Below are 23,130 nucleotides of genomic sequence, written 5' to 3' on the forward strand. Positions count from 1 at the left end.
TGGCCTTCGCGACAAACGTCCCGCCTCACCCGGGCCCACGGCACCCGCACGGCCTAAAGTTCAGGACATGACTGAGATGGCCAGGGAAGCCGCGGCCGGTTTCGACAACGCCGGTGGGGTGGGCGGACAGCCCGTGCTCGACCGGCTGGTCGCGCTGCTGGACTTGGAGAAGATCGAGGAGAACATCTTCCGAGGTGTCTCGCCCGCCCATTCGCCGGTGCGGGTGTTCGGCGGGCAGGTCGCGGGGCAGGCGCTGGTCGCCGCCGGCCGCACGGTCCCCGAGGAGCGGAAGGTCCACTCGCTGCACGCGTACTTCATCCGCGGCGGCGACCCGAGTGTCCCGATCGTCTACGAGGTCGACCGCATCCGCGACGGCCGCTCGTTCACCACTCGCCGCGTCGTGGGCATCCAGCACGGCAAGGCGATCTTCTCCCTGTCCGCCTCGTTCCAGAAGGACGAAGGCGGTATCGAACACTCCGAGACCATGCCGGACGTCCCCGACCCCGAGTCGCTCCCGACGCTGCAGGAGCGGGCCGAGGGGTACTTCATGGGTCATCTCGACCGGCCGCGCCCGATCGACCTGCGTTACGTCAACGATCCGCCGTGGGTGACCAGGAAATCGGGCGACCGGCCCGCCAGGAACCAGGTCTGGATGCGGGCCGACGGCAAGCTCCCGGACCAGCAGCTGCTGCACGTCTGCGTGCTGACCTACGCCTCCGACATGACGCTTCTGGACTCGGTCCTCGCGCGCCACGGCGTCTACTGGGATCTCGACAAGGTGCTGGGCGCGAGCCTCGACCACGCGCTCTGGTTCCACCGTCCGTTCCGGGCCGACGAGTGGTTCCTCTACGACAGCGCATCGCCGACCGCGTCGGGTGCCCGCGGGCTGGCGACCGGCCGGTTCTTCGCCGCGGACGGAACGCATATCGCCACCGTGGTGCAGGAAGGTCTTCTGCGGGTCGTGTGAACGGTGACTTTCCGCATCGGAGATGTCGTCTTGTCCACCCTTTAGAGGGAATGGCGAAACGAATTAACATCTGGAGCCAGAGCATTACGGAATGGATGCGGGCATAAAGGGAGGGCCGGAACCGATCGGGGGACGGCTCCGGCCCCGCACCGGGGGTGAATCCGGCTTCGACGGGTATCCTTCCGAAAGCCCATCGGTGCAGCTCGCGGCCCCGCGCCTGTGCCGCGAGCGGATCCGCTGCCGCCGGTGAGGGCGGGCGTACCGCGTTGCACAATGCTCAACCTACAACGGCAATCTGCAAATTGCAGGATGAAAATCGAGGCGTGGGTGAAAATGGTCGTGTGACCATCTCACCGAATGTGTCTCGGGCTGGTTAGATGTGCTTCGTGCGAGGTTACTGAACACTGTTCTCCTCGCCGTGTCGCGATCGGTGTTGCTCGGACAGCTTGTGGAGGGTGCCGTGATGACGAGGGGTCAGGGACCCACCGTGCGCCGCCGGCGGCTGGCGAGCGAGTTGAGGCGGTTGCGCGAGGCGGCCGACCTCACGATCGACGAGGTGAGCGAGAAGCTCGAATGCTCGGCGTCGAAGGTCAGCCGCATCGAGACGGGGCATGTCGGTGTCACCCCGCGCGACGCGCGCGACATGCTCGAGCTGTACGGCATCGCGGGCGACGAGCAGGAAGCGCTCGTCCAGCTGGCCAGGGAAGCCCGCAAACGCGGCTGGTGGCACGCGTATAACGAGGTGTTCACCGGCACCTTCGTCGGGTTGGAGGCGGACGCGAGTTCGCTGCGGGCGTTCCAGGCGCTGCTGGTCCCGGGCCTGTTGCAGACCGAGCGGTACGCCAAGGCCGTGATCAGGGCGATGCGGCCCGACGCCGAGGACGCCGAGATCAGGCGCCGGGTGGCGGCGAGGATGGCGCGGCAGGAACTGCTGACCGATCCCTCGCCCCCGGAGTACTGGGCCGTCATCGACGAAGCGGTCCTGCACCGCGTGGTCGACGGCCCCGAGGTCATGGCGGAGCAGCTGTACCGGATGGTCACGATGGCGGCGCAGCCGAACGTGACCGTCCAGATCGTGCCGTTCGGCGCGGGTGCCCATCCCGGGATGGAGGGTCCGTTCCTCATCATGGGCTTCCCCGAACTGGCCGACACCGACGTGGTCTACGTCGACAGCACCTCCAGCGGGCTGTACCTGGAGGAACCCCCGGACGTCCGGCGATACGCGTTGATGTTCGACCATCTGCGTGCCGCCGCGTTGAAGCCGGACGACTCGGTCGAGGTGATCGCCGAGGCCGCCGGAAGGTTCGCCGAACAGGCGGCCCTTCCGGAGAAGTCCCTGGAAACAAGTAAGGAGCGGGGAGCATGACGCCCAACGATGATCTTTCCCAGGCCCGGTGGTTCAAGAGCAGCCACAGCGGTGGCGGCAACGACTGCGTCGAGGTCGCCTTCACCGGTTCCGGTGCCGCGCTGAGGGACTCCAAGGACCCTGAGGGAGGTGCCTTCCGCCTCTCGCCGCAGGCTTGGCGTGGGCTGCTCGGCGCGGTGCGCACGAGTGGCCCCGCTCACGACTGAAGATCCCCGAACTCGACCCCTTACGCCCCCCGAGCAGGGGATGGGCCGGCGTAAGGGGTCGAATCACGTCCGGGTGTAGGTGATCACCCGATGCCTCAGGGCACCCCTCAGGACGAATCTCTTCACTACCAACAAGGCAGTGAAGTTCCTAAGGGGAGACAGTGATGAACACGAACGACGCTTTGCTCACCGGCGTACTGGCCGAGGTCGAGTATCGCCGGGAAGAGCTGCAGCGAGCGGGCCGCAGCATATGGGTCGAGCGGGCCCGCCGGGCGAGTAAGCGGATCCGCGCGCAGCGCGCCGAAGTCCAGGTGCCCGCCCAGGAGCGCCGAGAGGTCCGGCAGGCGCCCGCCCGCAGCGGCGACATCACCCGGTAGAGGTCGAGTGCGATGAAGCTCTCGGCGAAAACACAGGCGAAGTTGTCGGCCCGGTAGGCAAGAATGCACCTCGTGCCCCGTCTTGGCTCCGGAATCCCGATCGTCGCCCGCACACAGGAGATGCGGCAGCTCCGCGCCGCCTTCGCCCGTGCAGAACGGGGCGAGGCCGGCGCGGTGCTGCTCTCCGGTGACGCCGGCGTCGGCAAGACCCGCCTTCTGACCGCGCTCGGCGAGTACACCGCGGGCGCGGGCGCCCTGGTGCTCACCGGGCGCTGTATCGACGTCCATGAGGGCGGTCTTCCCTATCTTCCGTTCGCCGAGGCGCTGGCGCCGCTGGCGACGACGTCCGATCCCGCGGTCACCGCCGCGCTCCGGGCCCGGCCGGCGCTGGGCAGGCTGCTCCCGCAGATGCAGCAGGCGGAGGACTACCCCGCCATCGAAGACGGTCAGCTCACCGCGAGCGAACGGGTGTCGACGCAGCGCCTCGGGCCCGAACGGGACCTCGGCCAGCTCCAGCTGTTCGACGCGGTACTGGGGGTGCTGACCGTCATCGCGCAGCGCCGGCCCGTGGTGATCCTGCTGGAGGATCTGCACTGGGCCGACGGTTCCACCCGGAACCTGCTGTCCTTCCTGCTGACGAGGCTGCGCACCCAGCGGCTGCTGGTGGTGGCGAGCTATCGCGAGGAGGACGTCCACCGGCGGCATCCGCTCCGGGCGGTGCTGTCCGAGGTGGTGCGGCTGGGCGCGGTCGAACGTGTCGAGGTCAAGCCGTTCGGCGCCGAGGACGCGCGCGCGTTCGTCGAGGCGCTGGCCGACGAGCCGATCGGCCAGGACCTGATCGCCGACATCGTCACCCGGTCCGAGGGCAATCCGTTCTTCGTCGAGGAGCTGCTCGCGTCCGCGAAGGACTGCCGCGAGCTCCCCGCCGGGCTGGCCGAAGTGCTCCTCGCCAGGGTGGAGCAGCTTTCGCAGATCACGCGCCGGGTGCTGCGCGTGGTCTCGGTCGCGAAGGACGCGGTGGCGCACGCCGCGCTCGCCGAGATCTCCGGCCTGGACGAACTCGAACTCGACGAGGCGCTGCGCGAGGCCGTGCAGCATCACGTGTTGGTGATCGAGAACGGTTTCTACACCTTTCGTCACGCGCTGCTGCAGGAAGCCGTGTACGGCGACCTGTTGCCGGGGGAGCGGGTGCGCATGCACGCGGCGTACGCGGCACGCATCCGTAACCGCACACAAGGCCGGGGCCAGGACGCGCGGCTCGCGCACCACAGCATGGAGAGCAAGGACTTCGTCACCGCACTGGCCGCGTTGCTGCGCGCGATGGACGAAGCGGAGAAGCTGGGCGCGCCCGGCTCCGCGCTGAGGCACGTCGAGCAGGCACTGTCCATTTGGGACGCCGTGCCCGCGGCGGACCGGCCGTCGGACGTCGACGAGCTCCGCCTTCTGCACGAGGCGTCGTATTTCGCGAGCACGTCGGGGGAGCCGGAGCGCGCGGTCGCCTATTCGCGGTCCGCGACCGAGGCCTTGGGCCCGGACACCGGCAACGAGCGGGCCGCCAAGGTCTGGCGACGGCACGCCGAGGCGCTGCTTTCGGTCGACGGCACGCTGGACGAGGTCGTCGAGGCGATCGACAAGGCCTGGGAGCTGGTCGAACACACCGAGGCGAGTGCCGCGCGGGCCTGGGTGCTCGCCACCCGCGCCGGGATCCTGCGGCTGATCGACAGGCACGACGAGGCGCTGCAGTGCGCGCTGGCCGCGGTCGCCGACGCCAGGGCCGTCGGCGCGGGCGGGGCGGAGGCGGCGGCGCTGGTCTCGCTCGGGACGCTGGCCGATTCGGCGGGCGACGTCGAGGAGGCGCGGGAGAGGCTGCGCGAGGCCGAGCGGAAGGCCAGGGATTCCGGCGCGCTCAATGGCGAGCTACGGGCCCTGCACTTCCTCGGGCTGAGCTACGACGACAGGGCAGAGATCCATTCCGCCTTGAAGTACTACGCCAAGGGCATCAAGCGGGCCAAGGAGACCGGGCTGACCTGGAGCTCGTTCGGCATCGAGCTGCGGACCAAACACCTCACGCTGCGGTACGTCAGCGGGGATTGGCCGGAAGACGACGATGCCGGCCGCGCGGGCCGCGGTGTTTCGAGTGTCGTCGCCGGGCGCTTCCTGGGGATCTGGGCACAGTTCGTCGTCGGCAGGGGCCGGTTCGCGGACGCGGACAAGATCCTGCCCAGCCTCCGTCAGCACTGGAGCGCGGACTACTCGATCGCGCTCGCGGCGGGCGACGCCGCGATCCAGCTCGCGTCGTGGCGAGGAGATCACGCGGGTGCGGTGCGTCATGCGCATGAGCTGATCGACTGGCTCGAAGAGGTCGAACCCGCCGTGCTGGGCGGCATCCGGATCAGCGTGCACGGTCTCACGGCGGCCGTCGCCCAGGCCGCCGAGGCACGGGTACGTGGTGATCAGGCGGCAGTCGAGGCCGCGGTGGAATCGGGCGAGAAGTTCCTCGCCCACGGCCGCCATTGCGCCGAACACGGCATCCCGCGTTCGGTGTCGCTGGGCCCGGAAGCGCTGGCGTGGCTCGCCCGGCTGGAGGCGCTCGGCGGCAGCCTGCGCGGCGCGGGGGATCCGGCGCTGTGGGCGAAGGCGGTCGAGGCGTTCGGGTACGGCGCGGTGTACGAGCAGGCCATGTGCCGTCTGCAGCACGCGAAATCCCTGCTGGCTTCGGACGGCGACACCGCGCTCGCCGCGTCGGAGCTGCTGGCCGTGCACGCGGTGGCCGATCGGCTGGGCGCCTGCCCGCTGCGCGAAGCCGTCCGGGAGCTCAGCCACAGGGCGCGCGTCGAGCTTCCCGGGGAGGCCGCGGCGCCGCGTCGTGACGTCGTCGATCCGCTCACCGATCGGGAGCGCGACGTGCTGGAGCGCGTCGCGCTCGGCCGGACCAACCGGCAGGTCGGTGAAGAGCTGTACATCAGCGAGAAGACGGTGAGCGTCCACCTTTCGCGCGTGATGGCGAAACTCGGCGCGAGCCGCCGGGCCGAGGCGGTCGCGATCGCCTATGACCGGGGCCTGCTGGCCGCTCCGACCTCTTCCTCCTAGCCGCGTTTCGTCCTCTGAATGCGATCCTTGCGTGTGCAAGTACCGCGTTCAGAGGACGAAATGCGGGAGGTGGATCAGCGGCGCGGGAGGCGGCGCAGGGCTTTCAGACTCGTGCTCAGTGCCCGCACCCAGAGCTTCGGCGGGATTCCGCGGCCGGGGCGCAGCGGCATCCCGCGCTGCAAAGCGATCGCCTGGGCCTCGGTGTACTTGAGCAGGCCTTCGGCACCGTTGCGCCGCCCGACGCCGGACTCCTTCATCCCGCCCATCGGCAGGCCCACGGTCCCGAAAGTCGCCGCGAAGCCTTCGTTGACGTTGACGGTCCCGGCCTTCAGCCGCGCCGCGACCTCCCAGCCCGCCCGGCCGTTGCGCGACCACACGCTCGCGTTCAGCCCGAACTTCGTGTCGTTGGCCCGCTCGATCGCGTCGGTGACGTCGGTGTAGCCGTAGATCGACACGACCGGCCCGAAGGTCTCCTCGGCGAACAGCTTGACGTCTTCGGTGACGTCGGTGAGCACGGTCGGCTCGTAGAACAGCGGGCCGAGGTCGGGCCGCGCCTTGCCACCGGTGAGCACCTTCGCGCCCTTGGAGCGGGCGTCCTCGACGTGCGCCGACACCGTCTCCAGCTGGGCCTCGGAGGTCAGGGATCCCATCTGCGCCTGGTAGTCCAGGGCGCCGCCCAGCCGCAGCGCGGCGGTCTTGGCGACGAACGCGCGAGTGAACTCCTCGCGGATCGACTCGTGCACGTAGATGCGCTCGACCGAGACGCACAGCTGCCCCGCGGAGGAGAAGCACGCGGTCACCGCGCCCGTGGCGGTCTTGGCGATGTCCGCGTCGGGCAGCACGATCATCGGGTTCTTGCCGCCGAGTTCCAGCGAGTAGCTCGTCAGCCGCTCCGCCACCTTCGCGGCGAGCCCCTTACCCGTGGGCGTGGATCCGGTGAAGCACAGGTAGTCCGATTCCTCGACCAGGGCGTCGCCGATCTGCGAGCCCCGGCCGAGCACGATCTGCCAGACACCGGCGGGCAGCCCGGCCTCCTCGGCGACCTCCTGCAGCCACAGCGCTGAGAGCGCGGTCTGGTTGTCCGGCTTCTGCACGACGGCGTTGCCCGCCGCGAGCGCGGGCAGGACGTCCATCGCGGTCAGCGCGAGGGGGTAGTTCCACGGCGAGATGATCCCGACGACACCCTTGGGGTGCCGGATCTCGCCGACCTTCGTCAACACCGGGATCAGCCCGGCGGCGCGGCGCGGCGACAGGAACTTCGCGCTGTGCTTGCCGTAGTAGGCGGCCACGAGCGCGGTGGCGCTGACTTCGTCGAAGGCGTCCATCCGTGCTTTGCCCGCCTCGATCTGCACGAGGTCGAGCGCCTCTTCCTGCCGCTTCAGCACCAGATCGTGCAGGCGGATCAGGATGCGCTGGCGGTCTTCGACCGGTCGCTCGGCCCATGCGCGCTGAGCTTCCCGCGCCTGGTCGAACACGGCGCGGACGTCGGCGTCGGTGGCTTGGGGAAGGGTCGCGATCGGCTGTCCGGTGAAGGGCGCGCGCATCTGGACGGGCGCCGAGTCCGCACCGCCCACGACCCGGCGCACGAGCCGTTCCGCCCTCGTCATGGCGGGGGCGCCGGGAACGCCGCCGATGGTGGACGGTCCTTCGGTGTGCTGGCCCGCACTCGCCGGTGTCGTGCTCGTCATGCCGTCTCCGTTCCATGCCGCGCGGAGCCGGAAAGGCGCCACGCAGAGCCCAGGTGTTACCGACGAGTACAGCATACCGCCGGTATGGAGACTGTCCAGTGCTGATATGAATCAGTTTCACGTATTGTCGGGCCGTGGCGGATTGTCCGGGGACGGGCGCAGGATGTCCTGCTGCTGCAACGCGGATCCCGCGGGCGGCGTCGGGGGCGACGGCGGCTCGTAGGCCTGCGGATACTGCTGCTGAGGGACACCGGGAGCATAAGGGGTGTAGGTGACCGGGTAAGGGGCCTGCGGGGGCGGCGCCGGTTCACGACGGTTGGCCACGACCGCCAGCCCGACCGTGAGCAACGCCACGAGCCCGCCGGCGAGCAGGATCCAGAATCCGCTCCCGGTCCCATAACGCGAGACGAACCGGCCGGTGTCCTGTCCGAAGCTCAGGCTCGCCGAGATGTCCATGCCGAGCATCCAGACGCCGACCGCGGCCCCCGCCCCGCCCGCGATGAGGAGCGTCCTCGACGTCGTCGCGGCGGGCGAACCCGAATTGCGCTGGTACGCGGCGAAACCCACCGCGGCCCCGGCGAACAGAGTCAGCGCGGCGGCGGACAGCGGGATGCCGTAGCGGGCGACATGCGTCTTGTCGTAGAACTCCTTCTCCTCCGCCGACGGTTCGATGTCGAAGATCCGCGTCCAGCCGGTCTCGGCGAATTTCGACACCGCCTTGCCGTCGGACACCTGCTCGTACGTCGACTGCGGGAGAAAAGTCGCGAGAAGGACCAGCAGGCCGGCGAAAACCCCCATCATCGCGGCGAAGAGGCGGGGGAGCCGCACGTCGGACGGCGGGCGCGACGCGGTGGCGGGCGGTACTGCGCCGAACGGGCCAGTCGGTTGGTACGGCTGCTGCTGCGGCGCGTTCATGGTCGACTCCTCCGCCGGTTCGGTTGTCCAGCAAGGAATTCCACCACGGATCGGCCGACGGGATAAGTGTCAGCTGTGCTCTGGTCAGCGGCATCCGTGCGTGCTACAAGCGGAGGTTCTCGATGACGAATTCCGTGACCTTCTTCGCGGCGCCACAAGAGTCGTACCGCCACGGGCCCGCCTCGGCGCGTTCGTCGACGTTGGTGCCGACGTACATCAAGGTCTCCTCGTCCAGCCCGAGTGCCAGCCGGCAGGCGAGCGGCCCCTTGTCCTGACGGCCGGGGACGTTCTCCTCGGCCCAGACCACCACCACCGGATAGCCCTTGATCGTCAGCTCCTCCCACCGGTTCCCGGTGGCCTTGCCGTTCGCGTGGTCGGCGTAGAGGGTGCCGAGGGTCTCCCGCATCGGGCTCAGCCACGAGGTCTGCACCCGGACGATCGGACCGAAGGCGAGGACGCAGCGTGCGCCGTCGCCCGAGTCGCGGCTCCCGCCGGTGAAGCCGATGCTTTCGACCTGCTCCACCGTGATCGCGCTGCAGGGGTCGGCGAGGAACCTCGCGCCGTCGAGAGGGGCGGGGATCGGCGGCGCGAGCGCGGGCGACCGCCGCGGCGGCTCGGGCGCCGTCCCGCCGCAGCCGGCGACGAGCAGTGCCAGGAGGACGATCGCCGCGCGCCTCATGCCGGATCCGCTTCGGGTTTGATCCGCCAGCGCCGGGGATCGGCGACCACCGGCGCGCTCGTTCCCACGGGCGGGACCTTGGGAAAGGTCTCCTTGATGACCTGGAGCTGGAACCCGGCCCCGATCAGCGTCGTCATGTCGGTGAGCAGGTGCGTGAGGCTCGCGTTGCAGTCCCGCCAGAAGGTGGTGAACGCCGAGTTGATGCCGTCGATCAGATCCTTCACCGCGAGCGGGGTCAGCGGCGGGAACACCGCCGAACCGAGGACCACGCCGAACTTCCCGCCGAGCTGGGCGAGGGTCGAAGCGCAGTTGCCCAGCAGCTCGAGCAGGTTCTTGTAGGTGTTGATGACGGTGGTCGCGAGATTCACCACGACCGTCGTCAGGTTGCCCAAGGACGTCTGCCCCGCGTCGAGGGCTTTCGTCGTTTCGGCGGCGTACGCGTCGAACTGGTCGAAGCCATCGCCTTGCCAGGTCGTGCGCAACGACAGTTTCGTCGTCGTGACGAGCTCGGACGCCGACTTGAGTTTGCTCTGCGAGGCGAACTTGTCCGCCAGCTCCAGTGACCTTCGCAGGTCGCCGAGCAGGAAGTTCTTGAGGTTGTCCAGGAGTTCGACGATTCCGTCCGCACCGATCAGGTCGGCGTAGAAACGGACCTCCTGGTCGGCCTTGTCGGGGTACTGGAGGCCGGTCATCGGATCCCTCCTTCGAGCCTCTTCATCTCTTCGTAGGCCTGCCGGTCGAGTCGCTCGTAGTGCTCGGCGGCGCGGTGGAGCGCCGCGCTCAGTTCGCCCAGTTCGGCTGAGTTGGCCACGGAGATCTCCCGGACCTGGTCGACGGCCCGGTTGTAGGCGTCGACAGTGCCCGCGCCCTGCACGCCCCGCATCAGCTCGGCGAGGGTGCCCGGCAACCCCAGGTCGTTCGGTCCGAGCCGGACGTCGGCGAGGTCGGTGAGCGCGAAGCCGCGGACGAGATCCGCCGCCTGGTCGATGGTGTCCGCCGCGGCGCGCAGCTTCTCCGGATAGACGTGGTAGCCCTGTCCCGGGCCGGGGTCGAAGGGATGCGGACTACTCACGCGATCCCTCCGTCCCGCTCGGCCCGCTGGATGCCCGCGAGCAGCTTCCGGGACAGGCTCGCGGCGGAGTAGGACTTCACCACCGAGGGGTTCAAGGACACGTCCACCAGTTCGCCTGTCCCGGTGGTCGTGAACGTCCCGATCTCGCCGGGGAGCCGCCATGTCCGCTGCGCCCGCGCCGCCGCCGAAGACGCCTCTTTCGCGCTCTCGACCTTGGCGTCTATTTCTTTCGCGAGGTGATAAAGATCGTCTTCGTGATTCACCGGAGACCTCCGTCCAGGAAGTCGATTTCCTCGAAACTCTCCTCACCGTCGGGTTCCGGCGATCTTCGGCGCCGGTGATCCGTTTCGCCGAACATCGCCCGCATTTTGACAAGGCTCACTTCCGCCGCCGCTTTCCTGGCCGCGTGCACGGCCTCCACGACGGCGGGCCCGGCCAGCTGCGGATGCGGGATGCCGGTCGCGTGATCCGCGAGCAACAGGCCGATCAGCCTGCCCTGACCGGTGACGACGGCGAAGGCCAGCCCGTCGTGCGATCGGCCCGGGTACCTGTTCCGCTCGAGTTCCGCGTCGAGTTCCTCGGCCCGGAGTCTGAGTTCGTCCGCCTTCCAGGACACGTCGGTGTCGCCTCCCCTGCGTAGCTACCCGAATATCCAGAGTAGTAAACGCAGGTGGGGCTTGTCTTCTTCCTCACGCTTTCGTAAGCGCGGTACCTCTACTTTTGTGAATTCGCAATTCTCGCCGCTATGAGGAGGTGTCCTCGTACAACATCACCGCGACGCGCTTCCATTCGTCGAGCAGTTGCCGCCGTCGCTTCGGATCGCCGCCGAGTTCGGCGTCCAGCGCCAGTCCCCGGGTGAGGTTCACGGTCAGCCAGAAGAGGATCTCCGCGCGTTCCTTCGGCAGATCCCCGGCGACCGCGGTGACGTGCTCCAGCGTCGAGCGGCCCAGCGCCCTGTCGACCGGGCGGATCGCCTCGCGGAGTTCGGGGTCGGTGCGCGCCGCGACCCACAGTTCCGTGGCGGCCGTGGACAGCGTGCCCGAGTAGCCCTCCCACAGCAGGTCGATCGCCGCCGCGACCCCCGAGGCGCCGCCGGGAAGCGCCGTGATCGACGCCGCGAGCCGCCCGCGCAGCTTTTCGGTCAGATGCTCGACGGCGGCCGCCATGAGTTCGGCCTTCGCGGAGAAGTGATGTTGCACGGCGCCCTTCGAGACGCCGGCGCGGGCGCAGATCTCCTGGACCGACGTGCGCGCGTAGCCGAGGTCGACCAGGCAGTCGATGGTCGCGTCGAGCAGCGCGGTGCGGGTCTGCTCGCGCCGCTCGGCCTGGGTGCGGTGGGTCCTGCCGAGCACGCTCACCGGCTCCGGCCCCCTTTACGTGCAGCTCGGTACGGATGTACATTCCGAATGGAACTTACATCCTAAGCGTCATGTTTTCCAGGTCCGATCAGGAGGCGTTGGCCGTGCCCTTGCAGATCCAGAAGAGTTCGTGGAGCACGACGGAGCTCGAAGACCTCCGGGACCTCGCCCGGACCTTCTGCCAGAAGGAACTCGTGCCGAACCAGGAGCGCTGGGCGGCCGAGAAGAAGGTCGACCGCGAGCTGTGGACGAAGGCGGGCGAGGTCGGCCTGCTGGCCCTGTCCATCCCGGAGGAGTACGGCGGTGGCGGCGGCACGTTCGCCCACGAAGCCGTGCTCTACGAAGAGCAGGCCCGGTCCGGTGACAGCGCTTGGGGCGTCACCGTCCACAATGGAATCGTCGCGCACTACATCCTCGAGTACGCGAATGAAGAGCAGAAGAAGGCGTGGCTGCCGAAGTTCGCCTCCGGCGAGATGGTCGGCGCGGTCGCGATGACCGAGCCAGGCACCGGTTCGGACCTGCAGAACATCAAGACCCGCGCGGTACGCGACGGCGACCACTACGTGATCAACGGCGCGAAGACGTTCATCACCAACGGTTTCCACACCGACCTCGTCGTGGTCGCGGTGAAGACCGACCCGGAGGCGGGCGCGCAGGGTGTCTCGCTGATCGCCGTCGAGACCGACACGCCCGGCTTCAGCCGCGGCCGCGTCCTCGACAAGATCGGCCTCAAGGGGCAGGACACGGCGGAGCTGAACTTCGACGACGTCCGCGTGCCCGCCGCCAACCTCCTCGGCGCACAGGAAGGTCTCGGCTTCATCCAGCTCATGCAGCAGCTGCCGCAGGAACGGCTGATCATCGCCGTCACCGCGGTCGCCGGGATGGAGGCCGCGATCGACCAGACCATCGCCTACACCAAGGACCGCCAGGCGTTCGGCCGCCCGGTCTACAACTTCCAGAACACGAAGTTCAAGCTCGCCGAGGCCGCGACCGAGGCCGCGGTGTCCCGCGCGTTCCTCGACCAGTGCATCGAACGGCACCTGCGCAAGGAACTCGACGTGCAGGGCGCGGCGATGGCGAAGCTGTGGACCACCGAACGGGTCAACAAGGTCGTCGACGACTGCCTGCAGCTCTTCGGCGGCTACGGCTACATGACCGAGTACCCGATCGCGCGCGCGTGGGCCGACATCCGGATCTCCCGCATCTTCGGTGGCACCAGCGAGATCATGAAGGAAATCATCTCTCGCACGCTCTGAGAAACCGTTGGCGTAGGAAGGAAGAACGTGGCGAAAAAGGCCGGCCCGCTCAGCGGGCTCAAGGTCGTCGAACTGGCCGGGCTCGCCCCGGCGCCGTTCGCCTGCACGATCCTCGCCGATCTCGGCGCGGAGGTCGTCCGGATCGACCGGGCGACACCGGGCAACGACGTCATCGGGTTCCCGAACGATCCGCTCGCGCGCGGCAGGCGGTCGATCGGGATCAACACCAAGACCCCCGAGGGCGTCGAACTGGTGCTGAAACTCGCCGACGACGCCGACGTGCTCATCGAGGGGTTCCGCCCCGGCGTCGCCGAGCGGATGGGCATCGGGCCGGAACAGGTCCACGCCCGCAATCCGCGGCTGGTCTACGGCCGGATGACCGGCTACGGCCAGGACGGCCCGCTGGCGACCGTCGCCGGGCACGACATCAACTACATCGGCATCTCCGGCGCGCTCGAACCCATCGGGCACGCCGGGCAGCGGCCGGTGGTGCCGCTCAACCTCGTCGGTGACTTCGGCGGCGGTGGCCTCCTGCTCGCCATGGGTGTGCTGGCGGCGCTGTTCGAACGCCAGACGTCCGGCAAGGGACAGGTGGTCGACGCGTCCATGGTGGACGGTGCGGCGCTGCTGACCACCAGCCTGCACGGGCTGCTGGATTCCGGGTTGTGGTCCGGTGGGCGCGGCGAGAACATGCTCGACGGCGGCGCGCCGTTCTACGACACCTACGAGACCGCCGACGGCAAATACGTCGCCATCGGCGCGATCGAGATGCGGTTCTGGGGCGACCTGGTGAAGGTGCTCGGCCTCGACCCCGAGGAGACCCCGGTCCACGTCGACAAGAACGAGTGGCCGAAGCTGCGCAAGATCGTCGCCGAAGCCGTCGCGAAGCACACCCGCGACGAGCTGGTCGCGAAGGCCGAGGGCACCGACGCGTGCCTGACGGCGGTGCTCTCCCCGAAGGAGGCGCCGTCGCATCCGCACAACGTCGCGCGCAAGACGTTCATCGACGTCGGCGGCATGCTGCAGCCCGCGCCGGCGCCGAGGTTCGACCGCACGCCGGCCGAGACGCCGGAACCGCCTCGGCCCAAGGGTGGCGACACCGCCGAGGTCCTCGCCGAACTCGGCGTGGACGCCGAGGGGATCGAACGGCTCAGGGCCGCCGGGACGATCGCTTAGTGATCGGCCTCGTGAGTGGTAAGGACGGTTCTAACCGTCCTTACCACTCACGAGACCGCACCGACGATGTCACGTGACCTACCGGACGACACGCGTGATCCGGCGGACGACACGCGTGATTGGTGGGACGACACGACCGTGGCCGGGCCCCGCCGCGAGTCGTCCATCCTGCCACGCGCGTCGGCGGTAGGTAGCCAAGACACGATCGGCTCTAACCGGCCTTCCCATTCGCGGGGCCCAGGTCCGATCGCACCACCGAATAGAGGATGTGGTCGCGCCAGGCGCCGTCCCGGAACCCGTAGCCGCGCAGCACACCCTCCCGGGTGAAGCCCGCCTTCGTCAGGGAGCGCTGCTCGGCGAGGTTGCCCGCCTCCGTCGACGCCTCGACCCGGTTCATCTGCGTGTGCGCGAAGAGGTAGCGGACCAGCAACCGCTGCGCCTCGGTTCCGTAGCCGTGGCCGCGTGCCTCGGGGACGAGCACGAGCCCGGCGTTCCAGCAGTACGACGTCGAGCCCGTCCTCGTCTTGTGCCAGGAGACGAAACCGAGCCGCTGCCCGTCGAGCTCGATCATCAGCATCCCGTTGTCCGCCGCGAGCATGCCGGTCTCGGCCCAGCGGCGGCGCAGGAAGTGCGGGTCGTGCCAGCCGTGCCATTCGAACGTGCCCGCGGCCCGCGGATCGTTCGTCAGCGCTTCCAGCATCGGCAGGTCGTCTTCGTAGACCGGTCTGAGCGCGACTCCGGTTTCTGTCATCCGACAGACCCTAGAGCCGTGGGCCGTCGAAACTGCCGTGACGCCCCGCGCCGTCACTGAACCGGCTCGCGCCCGCGACGGCCTCCTCGGCGAGCCCTCCGCCGATCAGCGCGTTCGAGAACTCGGCGCGCATCGCCTCGTCCTCGGTCAGTCCGAACTGGCCGTACGCGGATTTGCGATCCGCGCGCAGACACGCCTGGGGGAACGCGGCCAGTTCGCGTGCCAGCGCTTGCGCGGCCGCCAGGGCCTCGCCATCCGGCACGACCCGGTTCGCAAGCCCGATCGCGAGCGCCTCGTCGGCGTCCACCGGCCTGCCGGTGAGGATCAGGTCCATCGCCCGCGAATGCCCGATCAGCCGGGGGAGGCGCACCGTGCCGCCGTCGATCAGCGGCACCCCCCAGCGGCGGCAGAACACGCCGAACACGGCAGTGCTGTCGGCGACCCGGAGATCGCACCACAGCGCCAGTTCCAGGCCGCCCGCGACGGCGTGCCCGCGGACCGCGGCGATCACCGGCTTCGACAGCGCCATGCGCGTCGGGCCCATCGGCCCGTCACCCGCCGGGCTGAGCGAGTTGGTGCGGCCGGTGCCGACGGCCTTCAGATCGGCTCCGGCGCAGAAGGCGTCACCCGAACCGGTGAGGACGGCGACCGCGGCCTGTTCGTCGGAGTCGAACGCGCGGAACGCGTCCGCCAGAGCGTTCGCCGTCGGACCGTCCACGGCGTTGCGCGACTCGGGGCGGTTCAGCGTGATCGTCGTCACCGGCCCCTCCCGGTGGACAAGAACGTTTTCGCTCATCGATCGCTCCCTCGGGGAAACCGGGTGGGCAACAGGGCCCGATTCTCCTTAAAGTGGTGACAAAGTCCGCAGTGCGCGCGGAGTCATCGTCTGGACACTACGGTGTGATGGGATGGAGCCATGTCGCCCGGCTTGAAGAAATTCGTTGTGATCGCCGTCGTCGCGCTCGTGCTCTTCTTTCTGATCAGCAGGCCGACGCAATCCGCCGACGCCGTCCACACCGCGCTCGGCTGGCTCCGGTCCGGTGCCGAAGCCATCGTGACGTTCGTCCGGAGCCTCTTCTCCTGACCCATCGCGGCGATCACCGGCGTCCCTGGTGATGCCGGTGATCGCTGTGCACAGTCACCAGCGGTTATCACTCAGCGTCACCCGTCTCGGATTTCGGTCGGATGACTCGACCATCCGGGTGGATTGCCCCCGAAAACCCGCTGGTCGACGAATTCGTGCCCTGGAAGCTCTGGCGGAAAAGACCTCCGCGCCCCTACGGTGCTCACATTGCGTGATCGGTTGGTCCTCCAGGCGCCGGAGCCGGCCTCCTGGGCGAGGAGTTTCCGCAGGTGCAAGCCTCACGGCAGCGGAACTTTCAGCCGGGCAAGTAAGTCAGGGCTTGTCAGTCGGGGAATCATGAGGAGGCAGGGATGACCGGAGATCCCGGAGTCGATGCGTTGATCCGGCAGTGGGCGGCCGAGCGTGAGCAGACCCCCGAGGAGCAGGAAGCCGATCGCATCGCGTCGGCGTGGCTGGCCGATGTGCCGAGGCAGGCTCCCGGAATCCCCGGCCAGCGTCAGCAGTCCGGCCAGGGGCGCTGGGCGCCGGTCGAGGCCGCCGATCCCGGCTACCTCGACGCCATGCGCCGTCGTCTCCCGGAGGTCCCGCAGGAGCTGCTCGTCGCGGCCGCCGGCTGGTGGCAGATGGTCGGCGGCGTCGCCGAGGCCGAAGCCTGGTGGGACGCCGGCATCAGCCCGCTCGACCAGCGTGCGCTCGACTACCGCGCGGCCGGGCTCGCCCCGTCCGACCTGAGCCGCCGTCTCGGCCCGATGACCGTTTTGCAGCACCTCCGTCGCGGCAGCGCCCCGGCCTGGTGCGTGGCGCGGCTGGCGAGGCAGCAGAAGTCCGCCTGATGAGAACTTCTCGCACGCGCGGGTGAACCGGCGTGGCAAGGGCGATTCCGGCGACCGCGTAACGCTAACCTGCGCGGGCTCGTTGTTCGAGCATCGGTCGTGATCGCCGCCCACGCTGGAGGACCCGCTTCGTGCGCACCACCCCGGAAAACGACGAGCTCGTCGCCGACCCGGCCACGCCCGCTCCGCCACGCCGCGGGGTGGGCGCCGCCGTATTCGGCAGGCTGGTGATCGTGCTGGCCGTGCTCGGCCTCGCCGGCGGCGGGATCTGGCTGGTGACCAAGGCGTCCGCCCCGGTCGCGAGCCCCACGACGATGGAGATCCCCGCGCTGCAGGTCAAGGCGGCGGACGTCAAACCCGGTTCGGTCGCCCCGGTCAACGCCACCCTCGCGGGCGGCGCCGCCCAGCAGACCGCGCCGCAGCAGGCGCAACCGAAGCCGGGCAAGGACCCGCTGACCGCCTGGACCGAGCGGGCGGCGCAGGCCACCGGCATCCCGGCGAGGGCGCTGCTCGCCTACGGCAACGCCGAGCTGGCGATGCGCCAGATGCAGCCGAACTGCAAGATCTCGTGGGCGACCCTGGCGGGTATCGGCCGGATCGAGTCGAACCACGGTCAGTACGGCGGCGCCGTCCTCGGCCAGGACGGACGGCCGTCGAAGCCGATCATCGGCGTCCCGCTCGACGGATCGCCCGGCGTGAAGGCGATCGGCGACACCGACGGCGGCCAATTCGACGGCGACGCGGCCGTCGACCGCGCGGTCGGCCCGATGCAGTTCATCCCCAGCACCTGGCGCCGGTACGCCGCCGACGGCAACCGCGACGGCCTCGGCGACCCGCAGCAGATCGACGACGCGACGCTGGCGGCGGCGCGGTACCTGTGCGTGAACAACCGGGACATGTCGGCCGCATCGGGGTGGTGGCAGGGAATCCTGTCGTACAACAACTCGACCGAGTACGCGCAGAAGGTCTTCGGGCTTGCGGACGACTACGCGAAGGCCGTCGCCTCGCGTTCGTGAGCGATTCGGCCCGGTCGGATCGTTCTGTGAAGGCTTCCTGGCGTCACGGTTGTCCCAGCGTCACAAGGCGTCACATCGGTGGGTAGTGAGGGCCTCCTTCACTACCTTCAGGGTAGGTAAGGAGGCCTTCACGGACCGGTGTGCGCGTCCGTTCAATCACGTGTGTCGTCCATCCGGTCACGCGAACCGCCATCTGTGCACCGGCGGCACGCCCCCAACTCACTCACGACACCTTCGCCTCACGCGCGAGGTCGCGGCTCGGGACCAAGGTCCCGAGCGCCCAGGTCGGCGATGTTTCGCCGCGCGCCCAGTGCTAGCGTCGATATGTGCCCGCTTCGTCCGTCACCCTGCGCCGTCTCGGCATCGCCGGCGTCTGCCTGGTGAGCCTGGCGCTGTGCTGCGGGCTCGCGTGGTGGCAGTGGGAGCGGTTCTCCTCGGCCAGCGGGACGTTCCAGAACCTCGGCTACGTTCTGCAGTGGCCGCTGTTCGGACTGTTCCCCGCCTTCATGTTCTGGCGGATCCGCAAGCTCCGCCGTCGCGCCGCCGAGGCCGACGCCCAGGAGACGGTGGCCGAGACCGCCGTCCCCGAAGTGCCCGCTCCCCGGCAGCGACGGGCTCCGGCGCCGCCGCCCCCCGAGGACGACGAGCTCGCCGCGTACAACAGGTACCTGCGCGAACTCAACGCCCGCGACAAGTAGTCCCCAGAGAGGTTCGAGACCCTATGACCACCCGAACTGACGACGCCGCCCCGGCCCGCCCGGTCTCGTTGGGCGGACCGCTGATCCGGTTCCGCGTCGCGGCGTACGCCACCGGTGTGGCCCTGCTCGGGCTGGTCGTCGAAATGCTGCTGCAGTACGTCTTCCGCGTGGAACTTCCCCAGTTCGTGAAGATGATCCCCATGGTCCACGGTGGGCTCTACCTGATCTACCTGCTGCTCGCGGTCGACCTCGCGATCAAGGCCCGCTGGTCGATGAAGGGCACGCTCCTCGTGCTGATCGCCGGCTGCATCCCGTTCTTCTCGTTCGTGATGGAGCGCAAGGTCACGCACAAGGTCCAGGCGGGCGTCAAGCTCTAAGCCGGCGCCGGAAGGTCAGCGCCACCAGGAACGACACCGCCGTCACGACGGCCGCGGCGGTGAACGCCGCGGTCATCCCGGCGACGGCAGTCTCCGCCGGGCTCCCGGACGGCGTGCGGGTCGCCGCGCCGAACACGGTGATCAGGATCGCCAGCCCCAATGTCGCCCCGACTTGCTGCGACGTCTGCAGCGCGCCGCCGGCGGCACCCGCGTCGTCGGTGGGCACCGTCGCCATGATGATCACGCTGAGCGGGGAGAATGCCAGCCCGGCGCCAACGCCCATCAGCAGCATCGGCCCGAGCAGATGCGAGAAGTAGCCGCTGTCCGTGGTCAGGGTGGTCAGCCAGACGACCCCGCCGGTCATCAGCGCGGTCCCGGTCAGCGCGAGCGGCTTCGGTCCGAACCGGGGGAGCAGCTTCGGGATCAGCCTGCTCAGCAGGAACATGCAGACCGCCATCGGCAGGAACGCGAAGCCGGTCTCCAGTGCGGCGAAACCCGCGATGTCCTGCAGGAACTGGGTCAGGAAGAAGAACATCGACATCATCGCCATCGGCCCGAGGAAGAAGTTGACGTAGGCCGCGGCGCGGTCGCGTTCGGCGAACAGGCGCAGGGGGATCAGCGGTTCGCGCACCCTCGTCTCGATGGTGAGGAACGCGGCCAGCAGCGTCACCCCGGCGGCGAGGCTGCCGAGGGTGATCATGTCGCCCCAGCCGTGCGAAGCGGCGTGGGTGAAGGCGAACACGAGCGAGCCGACGCCGAGGGTGCCGGTGAACGCGCCGGGAAGATCCAGCCGGGCGCGCCGTCGTGGAGGATCGGCGACGTACCGGGAAGTGAGCAGCACGATCGCGAGCCCGAACGGGACGTTGATGTACAGCGCCGCACGCCACGAGATCCATTCGGTCAGCAGCCCGCCGAGCAGCAGGCCGATCGCGAAACCGCTGCTGGACATCGCCGAGAACAACGCCAGCGCGCGCACTCGTGCCTTGGCTTCGGTGAACGTGCTGGTGATCAGCGCCAGTGTGCTCGGCCCAGCGAGCGCGGCGCCGAAGCCCTGCGCGACCCGGGCGGCGATCAGCAGTTCCGCCGAACCGGCGAGGCCGCCGAGCAGGGAGGCGGCGGTGAACACGGCCGCGCCGACGACGAACGTCCGGCGGCGGCCGAACAAGTCGCCCGCCCGGCCGCCGAGGAGCAGCAAGCCGCCGAAGACCAGGCTGTACGCCGTCATCACCCAGGACAGGCCAGTATCGGTGAAGCCGAGTTCGGACTGGATGCGCGGGAGCGCGACGTTCATCACCGTCGCGTCGAGGATGAGCATGAGCTGGCAGGTCAGGATGATCGGGAGGACCAGCCGGTGCGGAGGTGGCGGGGCCTCGGCCGGTTCGGGCCGGGGCTCGGCACGCAGGGTTCGCTCGGTCAAGGAATACTCCGAAGACGTAACGAGATGAAGCGGAGAGACTCTCCACTTGAGGTCGTGAGCGATGATATGGAGACCGTCTCCGCTTACGCAAGTGAATTCGGAGAACGTCTCCGTTTTCGTCGCCGAGGAGGTGCAGATGGTCACGGCCGATCCGGCCCGCCCCATGCGCGCGGACGCGCGGCGCAACTACGAGCGCATCGTGGCCGTGGCGAAGGAGGCGTTCACCGCCGACGGCGTGGACGTGCCCGCCGACGACATCGCCAAACGCGCCGGTGTCGGCGCGGGCACGTTGTACCGGCACTTCCCGACGCGCGACAAGTTGATCGAGGCCGTCTACCGCGACGAGATCGACGGGCTGGCGCAGCAGGCGTACGACCTGCTCGACGAATTGCCGCCGGGCAAGGCACTCGAGACTTGGCTGGCCACGCACGTCATCTACGTTGTCGAGAAGCATGGGCTCGCGATGACGCTGAAGGCGTCCGTCGACGCGGGCTCCGAAGTCTTCGGCTGGTGCCAGTCACGCCTGCGGGCCGCTGCTGACACGATCGTGAAGGCGGCTCAGGACGAGGGTGTGCTCCGGCCCGACGTCGCGGGCGTCGACATCTTGCGGCTCGGCCATGGGCTGGGCTCGGCCGCGAGCAAGGCTTCGGAGGAGGACACGAAGCGGCTTCTCGCGATCGTGCTGGACGGTCTCCGGATGCCATGAAAGGTCCTTTCCTTGCAAATTTCGCAAGGAAAGGACCTTTCATGGCGCGCGGGTCAGGAGCCGATCCCGGTGAGGGACCGCACCTCCATCTCCGCGTGCTTGACCGGATCGGCCTTCGACCGGCCGACGAACGTGCCCACGAACCCGCACAGGAACGAGAACGGGATCGACACCAGGCCCGGGTTCTTCAGCGGGAACCAGTGGAAGTCGACGCTCTTGATGATCGAGTCCGCGGCCCCGGACATCACCGGCGAGAAGAACACGAGCACCAGGCTCGCGATCAGCCCGCCGTAGATGCCCCACAGCGTGCCGGTGGTGTTGAAGCGTTTCCAGAACAGCGAGTACAGCAGCGTCGAGAGGTTCGCCGACGCCGCGACGGCGAACGCCAGCGCCACCAGGAACGCGATGTTCTGCCCGTTCGCCAGGATGCCGCCCACGATCGCGAGCGCCCCGACGGCGACCGCGGTCAGCCGGGCGACCCGGACCTCCGCGGCCGGCTCGGCCTTGCCGCGCTTGAAGATGTTCGCGTACACGTCGTGCGCGAAGGACGCCGAAGCGGTGATCGTCAGCCCGGCGACGACGGCGAGGATGGTCGCGAAGGCCACCGCCGAGACGATGCCGAGCAGGAGGGTGCCGCCGATGTTCAGCGCGAGCAGCGGCGCCGCCGAGTTCTCCCCGCCGGGCGCGTTCTTGATCGCCTCCGGGCCGACCAGCGCGGCCGCGCCGAAACCGATGACCAGGGTGCAGAGATAGAAGATCGTCATGCACGCGGTCGCCCACACCACCGAGCGTCGCGCCTCGCGCGAGTTCGGCACCGTGTAGAAGCGCATCAGCACGTGCGGGAGCGCGGCGGCGCCGAGGACCAGGGCCAGTGCCAGCGAGACGAAGTCGAGCTTCGTGACCTCGCTCTTGCCGTACGAGCCGCCCGGCTCCAGCAGTTCGTCACCGAGCGGGCTGTTGTCGGCGGCGGCCGCGAGCAGGTTCGAGAAGCTGAAGCCGAACTTGCCGAACAGGAACACGGTGATCAGCGCACCGGTCAGCAACAGGATCGTGGCCTTGATGATCTGCACCCACGTGGTGCCCTTCATTCCGCCGACCAGCACGTACAGCACCATGACGACACCGACGACGCCGATCACCAGCGCCTGGCCGATACCACCGTGGATGTCCAGCAGCAGCGCCACCAGGCCGCCGGCGCCCGCCATCTGCGCGAGCATGTAGAAGAAGGAGATCACCAGGGTCGACGTCGCGGCCGCGGCGCGGACCGGGCGCTGCTTCATCCGGAAGCTCAGCACGTCGCCCATGGTGAAGCGGCCGGTGTTGCGCAGCAGCTCCGCGATCAGCAGCAGGTCGACCATCCACGCGACGAGGAACCCGATCGAGTACAGGAAGCCGTCGTAGCCGTGGATCGCGATCGCCCCGGCGATACCGAGGAACGACGCCGCCGAGAGGAAGTCACCCGAAAGTGCGATGCCGTTCTGTCGCCCGGTGAAGGCGCTGCCTGCCGCGTAGTAGTCCGAAGTGGACGAGTTACGCGTGCTGACGCGGTACACGACGTACAGGGTGATCGCGACGAAGAGCGCGAACACCGCGATGTTCAGCACCGGGTTGTTGTCGGGGATGCTCATCGCTCACCCGCCCCGACGGAGGCCCGCAGCGCCTCGACCTTGGGGTCGAGCCGCTTGTTCGTGAACTTCAGGTAGGCGATCGTGATCAGGATCGTGCTGGCGAACTGGCCGAGCCCGAGCAGCATGCCGACGTTGACCTCGCCCCATACCTTCCGGCTCATGAAGTCGTGCGCGTAGGCCGCCAGCAGCACGAACGTCATGTACCAGGTGAAGAAGAGCAGGCTCATCGGGAACACGAACCGGCGGAAGGTCTTGCGCAGCGCGACGAACTCCTTGCCGTGCTGGATCCGGTCGTAGTCCGGGCCGGTGGCGCGCGGTGGCGGGGGAGTGGGCTGGCGCTCGCGGACGAACAGCGCGGGCATCTGCCCGGTGTCCTCCAGGGCGTTGCTCGCCGCGTAAGGACGCGCGACGTCGGGCATGGGTTCCTCCGGGGCTTGCATCCGTGGCGCGGTACGGGGAGCGCACATACT

Annotated in this window: 26 protein-coding genes; 13 read left to right on the top strand and 13 right to left on the bottom strand. The window is 69.0% G+C overall.

What is annotated here, in order from left to right; genetic code table 11:
• Window positions 1-67 precede the first annotated feature (67 nt).
• The 5 genes from tesB (at window position 68) to AC0685_RS38540 (ending at window position 6,006) form a co-directional block, all read left to right on the top strand.
• Complete coding sequence (gene tesB / locus AC0685_RS38520) at window positions 68-967, top strand: acyl-CoA thioesterase II (RefSeq protein ID WP_034322491.1); 900 nt, start codon at window positions 68-70, stop codon at window positions 965-967.
• Window positions 968-1,430: 463 nt separating this feature from the next.
• Window positions 1,431-2,333 (top strand): helix-turn-helix domain-containing protein, encoded by a 903-nt coding sequence (locus AC0685_RS38525; protein ID WP_478230007.1) that lies wholly within the window; start codon window positions 1,431-1,433, stop codon window positions 2,331-2,333.
• On the top strand, window positions 2,330-2,539 hold the full coding sequence (locus tag AC0685_RS38530) for a DUF397 domain-containing protein (protein WP_125675531.1): 210 nt from the start codon (window positions 2,330-2,332) through the stop codon (window positions 2,537-2,539). The genes AC0685_RS38525 and AC0685_RS38530 overlap by 4 nt, the downstream gene beginning before the upstream one ends.
• A gap of 164 nt (window positions 2,540-2,703) precedes the next feature.
• Window positions 2,704-2,916 carry a hypothetical protein gene (locus tag AC0685_RS38535; RefSeq protein WP_340685091.1) on the top strand — a complete coding sequence of 71 codons (213 nt, stop codon included), beginning with the start codon at window positions 2,704-2,706 and terminating at the stop codon, window positions 2,914-2,916.
• A 63-nt stretch (window positions 2,917-2,979) separates the two neighbouring features.
• Window positions 2,980-6,006 (top strand): helix-turn-helix transcriptional regulator, encoded by a 3,027-nt coding sequence (locus tag AC0685_RS38540; RefSeq protein WP_478230008.1) that lies wholly within the window; start codon window positions 2,980-2,982, stop codon window positions 6,004-6,006.
• A gap of 74 nt (window positions 6,007-6,080) precedes the next feature.
• Here the strand turns inward: AC0685_RS38540 and AC0685_RS38545 are convergent, their stop codons facing one another.
• The 8 genes from AC0685_RS38545 to AC0685_RS38580 form a co-directional block, all read right to left on the bottom strand.
• Window positions 6,081-7,694 (bottom strand): succinic semialdehyde dehydrogenase, encoded by a 1,614-nt coding sequence (locus tag AC0685_RS38545; protein WP_478230009.1) that lies wholly within the window; start codon window positions 7,692-7,694, stop codon window positions 6,081-6,083.
• A gap of 117 nt (window positions 7,695-7,811) precedes the next feature.
• A complete protein-coding gene (locus tag AC0685_RS38550) occupies window positions 7,812-8,609 on the bottom strand; it encodes a hypothetical protein (RefSeq protein WP_478230010.1) in 798 nt (265 codons plus the stop codon).
• 103 nt (window positions 8,610-8,712) lie between these two features.
• Entirely contained in the window at window positions 8,713-9,288 is a 576-nt protein-coding gene (locus AC0685_RS38555) for a DUF3558 domain-containing protein (protein WP_478230011.1), read from the bottom strand.
• Window positions 9,285-9,980: a hypothetical protein gene (locus tag AC0685_RS38560; RefSeq protein WP_478230012.1), complete on the bottom strand. Its 696-nt coding sequence runs from the start codon at window positions 9,978-9,980 to the stop codon at window positions 9,285-9,287. Before AC0685_RS38560 ends, AC0685_RS38555 begins: the two co-directional genes overlap by 4 nt.
• The gene (locus tag AC0685_RS38565; RefSeq protein WP_478230013.1) at window positions 9,977-10,360 is read right to left on the bottom strand and encodes a WXG100 family type VII secretion target; all 384 of its coding nucleotides are present in this window, start codon (window positions 10,358-10,360) and stop codon (window positions 9,977-9,979) included. The genes AC0685_RS38560 and AC0685_RS38565 overlap by 4 nt, the downstream gene beginning before the upstream one ends.
• On the bottom strand, window positions 10,357-10,623 hold the full coding sequence (locus AC0685_RS38570) for a hypothetical protein (RefSeq protein WP_478230014.1): 267 nt from the start codon (window positions 10,621-10,623) through the stop codon (window positions 10,357-10,359). Before AC0685_RS38570 ends, AC0685_RS38565 begins: the two co-directional genes overlap by 4 nt.
• On the bottom strand, window positions 10,620-10,976 hold the full coding sequence (locus tag AC0685_RS38575; protein ID WP_478230015.1) for a YbaB/EbfC family nucleoid-associated protein: 357 nt from the start codon (window positions 10,974-10,976) through the stop codon (window positions 10,620-10,622). The genes AC0685_RS38570 and AC0685_RS38575 overlap by 4 nt, the downstream gene beginning before the upstream one ends.
• 127 nt (window positions 10,977-11,103) lie before the next feature.
• Window positions 11,104-11,718, bottom strand: a complete 615-nt coding sequence (locus AC0685_RS38580; protein WP_478230016.1) for a TetR/AcrR family transcriptional regulator — start codon at window positions 11,716-11,718, stop codon at window positions 11,104-11,106.
• 104 nt (window positions 11,719-11,822) lie between these two features.
• Between AC0685_RS38580 and AC0685_RS38585 the strand changes: the two genes are divergently transcribed.
• Together AC0685_RS38585 and AC0685_RS38590 are read left to right on the top strand one after the other, a co-directional pair.
• A complete protein-coding gene (locus tag AC0685_RS38585) occupies window positions 11,823-12,974 on the top strand; it encodes an acyl-CoA dehydrogenase family protein (protein ID WP_478230036.1) in 1,152 nt (383 codons plus the stop codon).
• Between the two features lie 27 nt (window positions 12,975-13,001).
• Entirely contained in the window at window positions 13,002-14,150 is a 1,149-nt protein-coding gene (locus tag AC0685_RS38590; protein ID WP_478230017.1) for a CaiB/BaiF CoA transferase family protein, read from the top strand.
• A 211-nt stretch (window positions 14,151-14,361) separates the two neighbouring features.
• Here AC0685_RS38590 and AC0685_RS38595 read toward each other — a convergent pair whose 3' ends face one another.
• Together AC0685_RS38595 and AC0685_RS38600 are read right to left on the bottom strand one after the other, a co-directional pair.
• Entirely contained in the window at window positions 14,362-14,901 is a 540-nt protein-coding gene (locus AC0685_RS38595) for a GNAT family N-acetyltransferase (RefSeq protein ID WP_478230018.1), read from the bottom strand.
• Window positions 14,902-14,911: 10 nt separating this feature from the next.
• Window positions 14,912-15,697: a crotonase/enoyl-CoA hydratase family protein gene (locus tag AC0685_RS38600; RefSeq protein ID WP_478230019.1), complete on the bottom strand. Its 786-nt coding sequence runs from the start codon at window positions 15,695-15,697 to the stop codon at window positions 14,912-14,914.
• Window positions 15,698-15,829: 132 nt separating this feature from the next.
• Between AC0685_RS38600 and AC0685_RS38605 the strand changes: the two genes are divergently transcribed.
• The 5 genes from AC0685_RS38605 to AC0685_RS38625 all read left to right on the top strand — a co-directional run bounded on the left by AC0685_RS38605 (window position 15,830) and on the right by AC0685_RS38625 (window position 18,909).
• Window positions 15,830-15,985, top strand: coding sequence for a hypothetical protein (locus AC0685_RS38605; protein ID WP_162182762.1), 156 nt, complete (start codon window positions 15,830-15,832; stop codon window positions 15,983-15,985).
• Between the two features lie 350 nt (window positions 15,986-16,335).
• Window positions 16,336-16,818, top strand: a complete 483-nt coding sequence (locus AC0685_RS38610; RefSeq protein ID WP_478230020.1) for a helix-turn-helix transcriptional regulator — start codon at window positions 16,336-16,338, stop codon at window positions 16,816-16,818.
• A 131-nt stretch (window positions 16,819-16,949) separates the two neighbouring features.
• Entirely contained in the window at window positions 16,950-17,834 is an 885-nt protein-coding gene (locus AC0685_RS38615) for a lytic transglycosylase domain-containing protein (protein WP_478230021.1), read from the top strand.
• Window positions 17,835-18,160: 326 nt separating this feature from the next.
• The gene (locus tag AC0685_RS38620) at window positions 18,161-18,532 is read left to right on the top strand and encodes a hypothetical protein (protein ID WP_340685101.1); all 372 of its coding nucleotides are present in this window, start codon (window positions 18,161-18,163) and stop codon (window positions 18,530-18,532) included.
• A gap of 23 nt (window positions 18,533-18,555) precedes the next feature.
• On the top strand, window positions 18,556-18,909 hold the full coding sequence (locus AC0685_RS38625) for a DUF3817 domain-containing protein (RefSeq protein WP_034322453.1): 354 nt from the start codon (window positions 18,556-18,558) through the stop codon (window positions 18,907-18,909).
• Here the strand turns inward: AC0685_RS38625 and AC0685_RS38630 are convergent.
• Window positions 18,899-20,326: an MFS transporter gene (locus tag AC0685_RS38630; RefSeq protein WP_478230022.1), complete on the bottom strand. Its 1,428-nt coding sequence runs from the start codon at window positions 20,324-20,326 to the stop codon at window positions 18,899-18,901. The genes AC0685_RS38625 and AC0685_RS38630 overlap by 11 nt on opposite strands.
• A 136-nt stretch (window positions 20,327-20,462) precedes the next feature.
• Here AC0685_RS38630 and AC0685_RS38635 point away from each other — a divergent pair, with 136 nt between their 5' ends.
• Window positions 20,463-21,032: a TetR/AcrR family transcriptional regulator gene (locus tag AC0685_RS38635; protein ID WP_478230037.1), complete on the top strand. Its 570-nt coding sequence runs from the start codon at window positions 20,463-20,465 to the stop codon at window positions 21,030-21,032.
• 53 nt (window positions 21,033-21,085) lie between these two features.
• On the opposite strand, the gene AC0685_RS38640 is transcribed toward AC0685_RS38635, so the two are convergent.
• Together AC0685_RS38640 and AC0685_RS38645 are read right to left on the bottom strand one after the other, a co-directional pair.
• The gene (locus AC0685_RS38640; protein WP_340685105.1) at window positions 21,086-22,660 is read right to left on the bottom strand and encodes a solute symporter family protein; all 1,575 of its coding nucleotides are present in this window, start codon (window positions 22,658-22,660) and stop codon (window positions 21,086-21,088) included.
• The gene (locus tag AC0685_RS38645; RefSeq protein ID WP_478230023.1) at window positions 22,657-23,079 is read right to left on the bottom strand and encodes a DUF485 domain-containing protein; all 423 of its coding nucleotides are present in this window, start codon (window positions 23,077-23,079) and stop codon (window positions 22,657-22,659) included. Before AC0685_RS38645 ends, AC0685_RS38640 begins: the two co-directional genes overlap by 4 nt.
• Window positions 23,080-23,130: the final 51 nt, after the last annotated feature.

The organism is Amycolatopsis sp. NPDC043889, from assembly GCF_056435645.1.